The organism is Eikenella sp. Marseille-P7795, from assembly GCF_916618725.1.
GTDB lineage: Bacteria > Pseudomonadota > Gammaproteobacteria > Burkholderiales > Neisseriaceae > Eikenella > Eikenella longinqua.
Genome location: NZ_CAKAJZ010000001.1, coordinates 214,100 through 226,478 on the forward strand (window position 1 = coordinate 214,100; position 12,379 = coordinate 226,478).

A 12,379-nucleotide genomic window follows, 5' to 3' on the forward strand; every position below is an offset into this window, starting at 1 on the left:
ACGAAAAGGACAAACATGAACACAACACCCGAAACCGACAGCCTGATTGCCGCCCGCCTGCTCGCCACCTCCCGCTGCACCGCCGTGTTCAATGCCTTGCTGTTCGCCCTCTCCGCGCAGCGCGGCGGCGCGTGGTCGGCGGTGCAGCTTGTCTTGGCGGCGGCATTGCTGTACTGCCACATCCGCATCGGGTTCGACCACCGCGTGTTCCAAGATTTTGCAGAAGGGAAATACACGCCCGAAGCCTTCGACCAATCCTTGCGGCAAAGCGGTTTGCGCCGCGTTTCAGACGACCCCTCCATGCCGCGCCGCGTATCTGGCGCACTTGCCCTGTGGCGCAAAAGCCTGTATCTGACCGCCGCGCAATCCTCAGCCTTCCTTATCCAAATCCTCTGATGCCATGAAAAATTTTCTTAAAAAACAACTTGCCTGGCTGACCGACCAACTCTTATCCCTGTCGGTATCCTTCCTCACCGGCGTGCGCCCCAAAAGCCCGCGCGAGCTGGCGTTCAACCCGCAGCAGAAAGTGTATTACGCCAACCACGGCAGCCACGGCGATTTCGTGCTGGTGTGGATTTCCCTGCCGCGCCGCTGGCGGCAGTCCACGCGCCCCGTTGCCGGTTCGGACTACTGGCTGACCGGCAAACTCAAACGCTTCATCATCCAAAACGTCTTCAATGCCCTCCTGATTCCGCGCCACAGCGACAACCCGCAGGCGATTACCGAACAGATGAACCACGCGCTCCAAGCGGGCGATTCGCTGATCATCTTCCCCGAAGGCACGCGCAACACGGACGACGACTCCATCCTACTCCCTTTCAAATCAGGCATTTACCATCTGGCAAAAAGCAAACCCGACACCGAGTTTGTGCCGATATGGATAGACAACATCAACCGCGTCCTGCCCAAAGGCAAGATATTGCCCGTACCGTTGTTGTGCGAAGTCCACATCGGCGAACCACTGACCCTGCGCGATAACGAAGACAAGGAAAGTTTCCTCACGCGCACCCGCGAAGCCCTGCTGGCGTTAAAGCCGCAAACTGGCCGGGAACAGGAAAAGGCTACCTGAAAATGTGGCGGCATTTTTCAGGTAGCCTTTTCGGTTTCCGGCAGGGTTTGCTGCAATTTGCGGCATAAATCGCGGCAGTAGCGGCGCTGCTGGCGGCGCAGGTAGAGCCGCACCAGCCAGCGCGGCCGCCATTGCTTCAGGGTAACGGATTCGGTGAAATCCAGCCCGGTGCGGCCCTGGCCCAGCGCGGTGAAGCGGCCGACCCAGCTGCCGGAGAAAAGCTCGTTTTCCATATCGAACGCCCACAGGTGCGGCGGCTGGGATTGGGTGACGGTGAACAGGGTGCGGATGCCGGATGTGCTGCATTCGCAAAACCGGGCGGCGCCGAGCGGCTCGATGGTTTGCACGTCGCTGCGCCAGGCATAGTCGGTGAGCGAGGTAACGGTGCGCCACACGGTTTGGATGTCGGCGGGAACGGTGCGGCGGATTCGGGGTTGGATGGGCATGATGCTTTAGCTTCGGGGCTAGGGCTGTGGAGGCTACCTGAAAATGTGAGTTTTGGAGCAGAGTCTGCGAAGCGAAATTTTTCAGGTAGCCTTAATTTGGCAATCCATCGGCTGCGATGGTGATTTAAGCATATTGCTCCATCAGTTCAATAATTTCTTTAAAGCCATCTCGTTCGGAACGATAGTGCTTGGTAAAAGCCAGCAGTTCCATCCCGCTATTGGCATTGGGGTAGTGCACATCCCCACCGTTTTCCAGCATTTTTTTCAACACATCCAGCCGATGCGGCATGGCGCCCATCATGCCCAAGGGGATCACATTGTCCCGATTGGGTATATTGGGGTTAGCGCCCGCTTCCAATAGGGCTAGGGCAGCATCGCCGTTCTCAGCCAGCATGGCGTAATGCAGCGGGGTCATGCCGTAGCCATCTTGGGCGTTTACCTCTACGCCTTTTCCCAAATAGAAGAGGACTGTGGAGAGAGGAGCCGGGTTATGAGCATTTCTATTAACTCTATGTAAATAGTTCCATTTTTCAGGATCAGTAATATAAAGCGGATCAAATTTACCTGTATCACTCATTTCCTCCAGAAAAATGATATTACCTTCTCGGTTTGCACGGGCTATCTGCATTCCAATATCGTTTTCATATGGGTCTGTCATTATTTATTTTCCTGTTCTCAAGAGAATAGCATCTGGTCTTAATGCTGCCTAACGCAGCCATTTCTCCATTCATTTTCTATTATGGCTACCTGAAAACGTGAGTTTCAATGAAGTTAAAACGCAGCGCAGCAAAGTGTCTGCGAAGCTAGATTTTTCAGGTAGCCTATTTTACGGCCTGGCTGCGCTTTCCGCTGCGGCGGGCTGGCTGCCTTCCTGCTGCCAGCCGCTGCCGATGGCTTTGTAGAGGTTGAGCAGGTTGAGGCCGGCGGCGAGCTGGTTGTCGAGGAGGTGCTGGCTGTAGTCGGCGGCGGTGAGCCGGGATTGCAGGGGGGTATCGAGGGTTTTGCGGCCGTAGCGGAAGAGCTGTTGGTCGTTGCGCACTTGCTGCCGGGCGGTGCGCTCGGCTTGCTGAAGCTGCTGCTGTTGCGCGGCGAGGGCGTGTTGGGCTTGGTAGGCGTTGTCTACGTCGGCGAGGGCTTGCAGCAGGGTTTGGTCGTATTGGATGAGGGCGGATTGCAATCGGGCGTCGGCGGCTTGGATGTTGGCGCGGATGCGGCCGGCGGTGAAGAGGGGGAGCTGCACGCCGATACTGAGCAGGCCGCCGTTGCCGCTGCGGGCGCGGTTGAGGGGGGCGAGGTCGCTGTTGAGCTCGATGCGGCCGGTTTGCCAGAGGAATTGGATGTTGAAGCGGGGAAGGAGGTCGGCTTTGGCGCTGGCGAGCTGGGCGCTGCGGGCTTGGATTTCGGCGGCGCGGCGCATGGCTTCGCTATCGAGGCGGAAGCTTTGCGGGGTTTGGCCGATGAGCACGGCGATACTGCGCTGTTGGGCATCGAACTGGGCGGCCAGGGTGCTTTGTCGGGCTTCCAGGGCTTGGATTTGGGCGGCGATGGCGCCGGTGTCGTGGGCGGTGGCGTGGCCGGCTTGGAAGCGGCCGGCGATGTAGCGCGACAGTTCGCGCAGGGTGGCGAGCTGTTGGGCGATGAGGGTTTGCTGCTGCTGGATGTGGGCGGCGCGCAGGTAGTGTTCGGCAATTTGGGCGCTGATGAGGAGGCGGCTGCCGTGGAGCTGCTCTTGGGCGCCGAGGGCGGCGGCACGGGCGGCATCGGCGTCGCTGCTTTTTTGGCCGAAGATGTCGGGCTCCCAGGCGGCGCTGAAGCTGGCGGAGGCGAGGTGGCCGCCGTTGCCGAGGTAGGGGTCGCGGCGGTGGTTGCGGTAGCCGTAGGCGTTGGCGGCGAGGCCGGCGCTGGGGAGGAGGTCGGCTTCGGCGAGGCGGGCGGTGGCGCGGGCTTCTTCGAGCCGGCTTTGGGCGAGGGCGATGCTGTGGTTGTGTTGCAGGCCTTGTTCGATGAGGCGGGCGAGCTGGTGGTCGGGCCATTGCCGCCACCAGCGGTCGGGGCCGGGGGCGGGGTTGGATTGGCCGGTGTGCTGGAAGTGTTCGGGCAGCGTGATGTTGGACTGGCGGTTGATTTGGGTGGCGGTGCAGGCGGTGAGAAGGAGGGCCAGGGCGATGGGGAGGAGTTTGGAGGCGGACATGGTGGTTTCCTTGGGGTGGGCTACCTGAAAACAGAAGGGAGGTGGGCTCAGGCAGACTTTCGGGCATCTTGGGCTACCTGAAAAGTAAAACATACTTTTTCAGGTAGCCTTTCTATTTGGCTAATTCTGCTGCGCCAGCATCCGGCGGAAGCGGATCACGGCCAGGGCGGTGAAGAGGGCGCCGGCAACGGCGGTAATCAGCACGCGGTGGCGGATGATGCTCCAGCCCGCGCCGCGGAAGACGATTTCCTTGCTGATGGCGACGAACTGGGTCATCGGCGAGAGCTCGGAGAGCGAGCGCACGGCGGGCGGCAGATTTTCCATGGGCGAAGAGCTGCCGGAGAGCAGAAACACGGCGATATACACAATGATACACAACAGGCTGAACTGCGGCATGGTGGGCGCCTGCGTAGCCAGCAGCACGCCCAGCCCGGCCATGGAAAAAAGGTACACCGCCTGGCAGACGATAAACAGCGCCAGCGAGCCGTGAATCGGCACGCCCACGGCACGGTGCACCACCAAGAGCAGCGAGAGCACGGAAGAAATGAGGATAATCAGCCCGTTGGCCAGAATTTTCGCCATCACAATTTCGCCCGCGCCCACCGGCATCACCAGCAAATGCTCAATCGTGCCGTGCTCGCGCTCGCGGATCACGGCCGCGCCCACCAAGAGAATGGTGAGCAGGGTGGCGTTGCCCACCAGCTGGGTGAGTGGCATAAACCATTCGCTGCGCAGGTTTTCGTTGAACAGCACGTTCACCACCGGCTCGAAGGGCGCGGCGGCGGCATGGCGCGGCCCCAAATAATCGCCCACTTCGCGGTTCACAATTTGACCGATATACACCGAGCCCACCCCGGCCTGCGACATGGCGGTGGCGTCCACCAACAATTGCAGCTGCGGGCGTTTGCCGGCCAGGAGGTCGGCGGTGTAGTTGGGCGGGATGGAGAGGATGAAGCTATATTCGCCCACGTCCATGGCACGGTCGATTTGCCCGGCCTCGATGTTGTCCACCTGTTTAAACTGTGGCGCGAGCATGGCGTCGCGGATGCGGTAGGTGAGCGCGCTGCGGTCTTGGTCGTACACCGCCACCGCCGCGTTTTTCATTTCGGTGGTCACGTTTTTCGACACGGAATACACGCTGAATGTGAACATAAACACCAAGAGCGCAAACAGCGCGTAATCGGTGAAGAAGCTGCGGATTTCCTTGCCGCCCAAATACCACACGTTTTTCAGCCATTGGCGCATGTTATTTCTCCTGTTTCTTCAGCAGCAGCCCGGCGGCGAGCCAATAAACGGCGAAAAACAGTAAGAGCGTGCCACACAGCGTGTCCACATCGCACCAGCCCAGGCCTTTGGTGATGGTGCCCAGGCTGATAGTTTGAAACCAGCTGGTGGGGCTGAGGATGCCGATCCATTTGCCCGCGCCGCTCAGGGTGGAAGCCGGGTAGATCATGCCGGAGAAATCCAGCGCCGGAATCATCGCCAAAATCGCCGCCGCAAAAATCGCCGCCACCTGCGTGCGCACGAAGGTGGACACCAAGAGCCCGAAGCCGGTGGAGGCGAGCACGAAACACAGCGTGCCCGCGGTGAGCGCGGCAAACGAGCCTTTCAGCGGCACGCCCAACCCGAACACCACCACGCCGAGCAAAAACAGATAGCTGAGCATGGAAAGCAGCACATAGGGCAGCTGCTTGCCCAGCAGATACTGAAAGGGCGAGGCGGGCGAGCTATACAGGTTCATGATGGAGCCGATTTCTTTTTCGCGCACCACGGAGAGCGCAGTGAGCATGGCGGGAATCATCATCAGCGAGAGCATGAGGAAGCCCGGCGTGAGCGCGTTGATGCTTTTGAAGGTGGGATTGTAGATGAAGCGGGTTTGCATTTCGGTGGGTGCGGCAAGGCGGATGCCGTGTTGGCGATAGAGGCCGGCGGCGTATTGGCTGAGGATGCCTTGGGCGTAGCCGCTGATGTTTTCGCCCACGAAGGGCCAGGAGCCGTCGATGTAGAAACCGAGCTGCGGGCGGCGCTGCAATTGCAGGTTTTTGCCAAAATCGGGCGGGATTTCCAGCACCATGCGGGCGCGGCCGGCGGTGAGGGTGGCGCCGATGTCGGCGCGGGAGGCGATCTCGGCGGTTTGGCGGAAATAGGCCGAGCCGTCGAAGGCTTGTGCCAGCTCGCGGCTGTATTGGCTTTGGTCTTGGTCGAGCACGGCGAAGTCCATTTCGTTTACGTCGAACGATACGCCAAGGCTGCCGGCCAGGAGGTACACCAGCGGGCCGATGAGGGCAAACATCAGGCGGATGCGGTCGCGCAGCAGCTCTCTGCCTTCGCGGCGGGCAAAGGTGAACACGGAAGCGAGCCAGTAGCGCAGGCCGGAGGGGGCGTCGGGGGTGGCCGCAGGTTTTTCAGGTAGCCTTTCTTGGGCAGTTGGGGCGTCGGGGGTGGCCGCAGATTTTTCAGGTAGCCTTTGCTGTTCGGCGGCTTCGTCTTGCTCCAAGTAGCGGATAAAGGCTTCTTCCAAGGAGTCGGCGTGCTGGCGGCGGCGCAGTTCTTCCGGCTCGCCCACGGCCAGCACGCGGCCGCGGTGCATCAGGGAGATGCGGTCGCAGCGGGCGGCTTCGTTCATGAAGTGGGTGGACACGAAAATGGTCACACGCTCTTCCCGCGCCATGCGGAACAGGTATTGCCAAAACATATCGCGCGCGGCGGGATCGACGCCGGAGGTGGGCTCGTCCAATATCAACACCTGCGGGCGGTGCAGGCAGGCGGCGGCCAGTTGCAGGCGCTGGCGCACGCCCAACGGCAGGGCGGCGGGGGTGGCACCGGCCAAATCGGAGAGTTCAAACTGCTGCAACACGGCGGCGATGGCGGCTTCACTGTTCTCGCCGAGCTGGTAGAGCTGGGCGTGCAGCACCAGGTTTTGCCGCACGCTCAGCTCCTCATACAGCGAAAAGGCCTGCGACATATAGCCCACGCGCTGGCGCACGGCGGCGCTGCCGGCGTCGATGGGCTCGCCCAGGAGGGTGGCTTCGCCTTCGCTGGCGTCTAAGAGGCCGGTGAGCATTTTCATGGTGGTGCTTTTGCCGCAGCCGTTGGAGCCGAGGAAGCCGAAAATTTCGCCCTGGCGGATGCGGAAGCTCACGTGGTCCACCGCCGTGAAATTGCCGAAGCGCTTGCTGAGGTTTTCGGCTTCGATGGCGGGCGGCAGGGAATCGTCGGGGAGGAAGGGAGGCAGTTGGGCGTCGTCCCAATGGGTTTGTTTGCTTTCAGGTAGCATCCGGATATAGGCCTGCTCCAGCGTGGCGCAGCCGCTTTGCGCGAGGATGGATTGCGTGCCGCCGTTCACTAAAATATGGCCGTCGTCCATGGCCAGCAGCTGCTCAAATTGCTCGGCTTCGTCGATGTAAGCCGTGGCCACCAGCACGGTCATGCCGGGGTTTTCGGCGCGCAGCTCGCGCACCAGCTCCCAAAATTGCCGGCGCGACAGCGGATCCACGCCGGTGGTGGGCTCGTCCAAAATCAGCAGGTCGGGATTGTGCACCAGAGCGCAGCACAGGCTGAGCTTCTGCTTCATACCGCCAGAGAGCTTGCCGGCGGCGCGAGAGGCGAAAGGCGAAAGGCCGGTGGACTGCATCAGGCGCGCGATGTGTTGCCGGCGCTGCGGTTTGCTCAGGCCGAACAGGCGGGCGTGGAAATCAATGTTTTCATACACCGAAAGCGTGGGATAGAGGTTTTTGCCCAAGCCCTGCGGCATAAAGGCAATGCGCGGCAACAGCGCCTCCCGCTCGGCTTTGTGCGCCACGTTGTGCCCGAGCACGCGCACTTCGCCGCTTTGGATGGTGCGCACGCCGGCAATCAGCGAAAGCAGCGTGGATTTGCCCACGCCGTCGGGGCCGATGAGGCCGACCGTGGTGCCGCGCGGGATGGTGAGCGACACGCCGCGCAAGGCCTGCCGTTTGCCGTAGGCGTGCGAGAGTTGGCTGATTTCGATGGCGTTTGGCATGGCTTTGCCCTATTGCGGCAGGCGGGTGTGCAGCTCGGCCGGCCAGGGCTGCTTGGCATCGGTGCGCACGAAGCCGGTGGCCGTCATGCCGCCTTTCAGGTAGCCCTGGTATTTGGCGGCCACATCAGCCGGAATTTGCAGCTTCACCCGAAACATCAGCTTGGTGCGCTCTTCGGCGGTTTCCACAAATTTGGGCGTGAACTGCGCTTCGGCGGAAACATAGGTAACCGTGGCGGGGAATACTGCGTCCAGCCCGTCCATCTTGATGCGCGCCTCGCTGCCCAGCGGGATTTGGTTCACCGTGGGCGCGGGCAGGAAGAGGCTGATGCTAGCGTCGTTCAAGTTCAAAAGGCTCACCACCTTGCCGCCGGCGGGCAGCACGTTGCCCGGCTCGGCCAGCCGGTATTCCACCCGCCCGGCCTGCGGCGCGCGCACCGACAAGTCGCCAATCACGGAAGACACCTGCGCCATCTTGGCCTGCGCCTGCCCCACGCCGGCCTGCGCTTCGTTACGCGCGGCCTGCGCGGCCTGCACGGCGGCTCGGGCGGCATCACGCTGCGCCAGGCGCGTATTGAGCTCGGCTTGGGAAATCAAATTGTCGCGGAACAGCTGGCGGGCATTGTCGGCTTCCATCTGCGCGGTTTTCAGCTGCTGCTGCTGCGCGCTCACCTGCGCCTGGGCGCGGCGCACGGTTTGCTCCAGCTGCGCCTTGCCGGCCTGCGCTTCGGAAAGCTGCGCCTGCGCCGTATCGGAAGAAAGCCGCGCCAGCACGGTATCCGCCTCCACATACTGCCCTTCCTTCACCAGCATTTCCTCCACCCGCCCGGCATACAGGCTGGCCACATCCATACGCGCAAATTCTAGCCGCCCGTTGGCATGGGCGATGCCCGCGAGCGGGTCGGGCGCGCCGTATTGGCGGAACACAAGTGCGCCGATACCAACAATGGCGGCCAGCGGCAGCAGGAGCAATAAACGTTTAGGCAGTTTCATGGGAATCCCTCAAAGCAAGGCGTGAATAGGAATAATTCTAAAGGCGCGGCCGGGCGCTGCAAACCGCTAAAAAACGATTGGCCGTGCCACTAAGCATACGGAAACGACAAAACCGTTGCTTAAGCGCATGGAAAAATGCAAAATGGCCTCGGGCAACACCCTGAGGAAACATCATGGCCGACACCGAAACCCGCACCGACCCGCGCATCATCAAAACCCACCGCGCCATCCGTGAAGCCTTTATCGAGCTGCTGCACGAAAAGCCCTTCGCCCAGATTAGCGTGCAGGACATCCTCGAGCGCGCTCCGGTAAACCGCTCCACCTTCTATAAATACTATTCCGGCAAAAGCGATTTGGCCGGCAAGATGATTGCCGATTTCAAAGCCGAATACAGTGTCATTATTCTTACCCGATTTCAGGCGAGTAGTTTCGATGTATTTTTGAGCGTGATGCCCGAAGCCTCGGAGTGGATACACAGCCGGCGGCGGCTCATTCTCGCCCTGTGGAAAGTCGATACCCGCCGCCACCACCTCTACCGCGACATGCACGGCCTGATTAAGCAGCAATTCCTGCGCTTCGTGCGCCGCCACCCCAAAGCCGACCCAAACAAAGACTGGGACTACCAGGCCGATATGCTCGCCACCATGATCCTGGGCAGCATGGACTACTTCTTCAGCCGCGACCTGCCCCTGCGCCTGCCCGAAATCCGCAAAGCCTGGGCGGAGATGAGCGAGCTGCTGCTGCCGTAAGCGCGTTTGCTGGCAAGGAAAAGGCTACCTGAAAAATAGCTGTCTGGTTGAAGCCAGTTAAAGCAAGCGTTATCTCAGCCCGAACGAGCGCTCTCAGATTGCATGATTGGTTTATCCAAACAGGCTACCTGAAAAAGAGCGCTGGCGTGCGGCGGTTTTTCGGCTGCCCTGTTCATCCGCCGTATCAATAAAGGCTACCTGAAATTTTTCAGGTAGCCTCTTTGGCGTTTGGAGAGCGGGAAACTCAGAAGCGGTTTTTCAATTCGCGCAGGGCGGTGAAGACTTGCTCTTCGTTGGCGAGGGTTTGGCCGGCGAGCTCGGCGGCGCGGTCGGCTACCTGAAAATGATCGGTGCGCAGGAAGGGGTTGATTTGCCGTTCGTGGGCGAGGGATACGGGCAGGGTGGGGGTGTGCGTGGCATCTTGCAGGCCTCGGGCGACAGCGGGGTTGTGCGGTTCGATGTGTTGGGCGAAGCGCAGATTGGCGGCGGTGTATTCGTGGGCGGGATAGAACAATGTGTTTTCAGGTAGCCTGCCAAAGCGTTGCAGGGAGGCGAAGAGCTGGGCTGGGGTGCCGGTGAACACGCGGCCGCAGCCGGCGGAAAAGAGGGTGTCGCCGCAGAATACGTGCAGCCGGCCGCCCGTTTGCAGCAGGTAGCTGAGGTGGCTGTCGGTGTGGCCGGGGGTGTGCCACACGCGCACGGGGTGCTGCCAGAGCGTCCAGCCGCTGCCTTCGCCGACGGTGTCGGTGGCGTGGGGGATGCCGGGCGGGGCATAAACGGCGCAGTCGGGAAAGTGGCGGCGCAGCTCGGGCAGGCCGGCGGTGTGGTCGTCGTGGTGGTGGGTGATCCAAATTTGGCGCAGGCTGAGGCGCTGAGTTTTCAGGTAGCCTAATACGGGCTCGGATTCGCCGGGGTCGATGCACACGGCTTCGCTGCCGTGGCGCAGCAGCCAGATGTAGTTGTCGGCGAGGGCGGGGATGGGGAGGATTTGCATGGCTTGTTTTGAATAAAGAGTGCTGGATGTGCTGGGATTTTAAGCGGTGATGGCTGTTGCTGGGAAGTACGGGGGTGAATGAATTGACAAACGGGGGGCGGGTTGCCAAAATGCCTGCCTTTACGGCATTTTACAAAGGATCGGGTGCGGATGTCTGCGGTTGATTATGTGGTTAATCTGGTGCTGAGCGCGATTTTGATTGTGGGGGCGTATCAGTTTTACTTTTTCACCCAGCGCCATCCGCGGCGGGCGGCGAAGGTGATGAATTCGCGGCTGGATGAGAAAATTCCGTTTGTGGCTTGGTGGTCTTGGGTGTATAGCTTTTTGTATTACCCGGCGATTTTGTATTTAAACTGGCTGATGGCGGATTCGCGGCAGTTTGTGATGACGGCGTTCAGCTTTCTGATTTTGCTGTTTGCGCAGATGCTGTTTTTCTGGCTGTGGCCGGTGTCCACGCCGCCGCACTGGCGCAGCATCAACACGGGCAAAACGGCTTCGGAGAAGTTTCTGCTGTTTGTGCAGAAGTTCGACCAATCCACCAACTGCTTCCCGAGCATGCACGTTTCCGTGGCGATGCTCACCGCCATGCACGCCTACCCGAGCATGGGCGCGGCGGCATTTGCCTTCCCGCTGCTGATTGCGCTCTCGTGCATGTTTACCAAGCAGCACTATCTGATTGATTTGCCGGCGGGCGCGTTTTTGGGCTGGCTGGTGTTTAAGCTGTATGGCTGGCTGATGCTGGTTTGATGCCGGACGGGGTAGGGGGCAGGCTACCTGAAAACTGTGTATCCACTTGCTTGGAGCTAAAATTCGGTTTCAACGCAGCAAACACGCCCGCAGCAAATTCCGCCCCAGCAGGCAAACCCCAAAAGGACCCCGCCATGAGCCTTGCCCTTTCTTCCCCGCCCGTCGCCGCCCAAGCCGCCCATTTAGCCCCGCAGGCAGGCTATATCTTTATGGGCGTCTTTGCCGTATTGCTTTTCGCCAGCGTCATCGGGCAATGGCTCAAACGCAAAAACGGCGCAGGCAATGCCACCATCGCCAACCTCAACGCCCGCATCTACGCCTGGTGGCTGATGACGCTGGTGCTGCTGGCGGCATTCTGGTTCGGCAAAACGGGGACGGTCGTGCTGTTTTTCCTAATTTCGTTTGCCGCCCTGCGCGAATTTATGACCCTCGTTTACCGCCGCCGCAGCGACTATTACAGCATGGTGGCGTGTTTCTACCTGCTTTTGCCCGTGCAGTATTATTTCGTCTATGACGGCTGGTACGGCATGTTCAGCATTTTCATCCCCGTCTATGGCTTTCTGCTGCTGCCGATTATCGCCAGCCTGAGCGGGCAAACCGCCCATTTCCTCGAACGCGCCGCCAAAACGCAGTGGATGGCTATGATTTGCATCTTCTGCCTTTCACACGTCCCCGCCCTGATGTTCCTGAACTTGGACGGCTTCGACAGCGGCGGCAACATCCTCCTGCTGATTTTCCTGATAGGCGTAGTGCAGGCTTCGGACGTGTTGCAATACGTTTGGGGCAAACTCGTCGGCGGAGCCAAAATCATGCCCTCGCTTTCCCCGTCCAAAACAGTATCCGGCACGGTCGGCGGCATTTTGTCCGCCACCGTCCTCGCCGCACTGATGTCGCCGATTACCCCCTTTACCCACGGTCAGGCCGCCGCAATCGGCTTCGTCGTCTGCCTGATGGGTTTCTTCGGCGGGCTGGTGATGTCCGCCATCAAACGCGACTACGGTGTCAAAGACTGGGGCAACATGATACGCGGACACGGCGGTATGCTTGACCGCGTAGATTCCATCTGCTTCGCCGCACCCGTGTTTTTCCACATCGTCCGCTATTTCTGGCACGGCTGAAGGTGGGAAAAAAAGCGATAGCAGGCTACCTGAAAAAAGATTTCTGGCATAATATGCTTAAAAATATGGATT

12 protein-coding genes are annotated in these 12,379 nt (G+C 60.3%); 5 read left to right on the forward strand and 7 right to left on the reverse strand.

What is annotated here, in order from left to right; translation table 11 throughout:
• Positions 1-15: 15 nt before the first annotated feature.
• Both LG371_RS01185 and LG371_RS01190 read left to right on the forward strand, forming a co-directional pair.
• Positions 16-396 carry a hypothetical protein gene (locus tag LG371_RS01185; RefSeq protein ID WP_225747514.1) on the forward strand — a complete coding sequence of 127 codons (381 nt, stop codon included), beginning with the start codon at positions 16-18 and terminating at the stop codon, positions 394-396.
• A 4-nt stretch (positions 397-400) separates the two neighbouring features.
• The gene (locus LG371_RS01190; RefSeq protein ID WP_067594647.1) at positions 401-1,069 is read left to right on the forward strand and encodes a lysophospholipid acyltransferase family protein; all 669 of its coding nucleotides are present in this window, start codon (positions 401-403) and stop codon (positions 1,067-1,069) included.
• A gap of 17 nt (positions 1,070-1,086) precedes the next feature.
• On the opposite strand, the gene LG371_RS01195 is transcribed toward LG371_RS01190, so the two are convergent.
• The 6 genes from LG371_RS01195 to LG371_RS01220 form a co-directional block, all read right to left on the reverse strand.
• A complete protein-coding gene (locus LG371_RS01195) occupies positions 1,087-1,515 on the reverse strand; it encodes an SRPBCC family protein (protein ID WP_225747515.1) in 429 nt (142 codons plus the stop codon).
• Positions 1,516-1,639: 124 nt separating this feature from the next.
• Complete coding sequence (locus LG371_RS01200) at positions 1,640-2,173, reverse strand: ankyrin repeat domain-containing protein (protein WP_225747516.1); 534 nt, start codon at positions 2,171-2,173, stop codon at positions 1,640-1,642.
• 168 nt (positions 2,174-2,341) lie between these two features.
• Complete coding sequence (locus LG371_RS01205; RefSeq protein WP_225747517.1) at positions 2,342-3,706, reverse strand: TolC family protein; 1,365 nt, start codon at positions 3,704-3,706, stop codon at positions 2,342-2,344.
• A 120-nt stretch (positions 3,707-3,826) separates the two neighbouring features.
• Entirely contained in the window at positions 3,827-4,951 is a 1,125-nt protein-coding gene (locus tag LG371_RS01210) for an ABC transporter permease (RefSeq protein ID WP_225747518.1), read from the reverse strand.
• Position 4,952: 1 nt separating this feature from the next.
• Complete coding sequence (gene rbbA / locus LG371_RS01215) at positions 4,953-7,709, reverse strand: ribosome-associated ATPase/putative transporter RbbA (RefSeq protein ID WP_067594658.1); 2,757 nt, start codon at positions 7,707-7,709, stop codon at positions 4,953-4,955.
• 9 nt (positions 7,710-7,718) lie between these two features.
• Positions 7,719-8,699 carry an HlyD family secretion protein gene (locus LG371_RS01220; RefSeq protein WP_067594661.1) on the reverse strand — a complete coding sequence of 327 codons (981 nt, stop codon included), beginning with the start codon at positions 8,697-8,699 and terminating at the stop codon, positions 7,719-7,721.
• Between the two features lie 173 nt (positions 8,700-8,872).
• Here LG371_RS01220 and LG371_RS01225 point away from each other — a divergent pair, with 173 nt between their 5' ends.
• Entirely contained in the window at positions 8,873-9,448 is a 576-nt protein-coding gene (locus tag LG371_RS01225; RefSeq protein WP_067594664.1) for a TetR/AcrR family transcriptional regulator, read from the forward strand.
• 244 nt (positions 9,449-9,692) lie between these two features.
• Here the strand turns inward: LG371_RS01225 and gloB are convergent, their stop codons facing one another.
• Positions 9,693-10,442: a hydroxyacylglutathione hydrolase gene (gloB, locus tag LG371_RS01230; RefSeq protein ID WP_067594667.1), complete on the reverse strand. Its 750-nt coding sequence runs from the start codon at positions 10,440-10,442 to the stop codon at positions 9,693-9,695.
• Positions 10,443-10,592: 150 nt separating this feature from the next.
• On the opposite strand from gloB, the gene LG371_RS01235 reads away from it, so the two are divergent.
• Together LG371_RS01235 and LG371_RS01240 are read left to right on the forward strand one after the other, a co-directional pair.
• Positions 10,593-11,189, forward strand: a complete 597-nt coding sequence (locus LG371_RS01235) for a phosphatase PAP2 family protein (protein ID WP_067594670.1) — start codon at positions 10,593-10,595, stop codon at positions 11,187-11,189.
• Positions 11,190-11,323: 134 nt separating this feature from the next.
• Positions 11,324-12,307: a phosphatidate cytidylyltransferase gene (locus tag LG371_RS01240; RefSeq protein WP_067594674.1), complete on the forward strand. Its 984-nt coding sequence runs from the start codon at positions 11,324-11,326 to the stop codon at positions 12,305-12,307.
• The last annotated feature ends 72 nt before the right edge of the window (positions 12,308-12,379 follow it).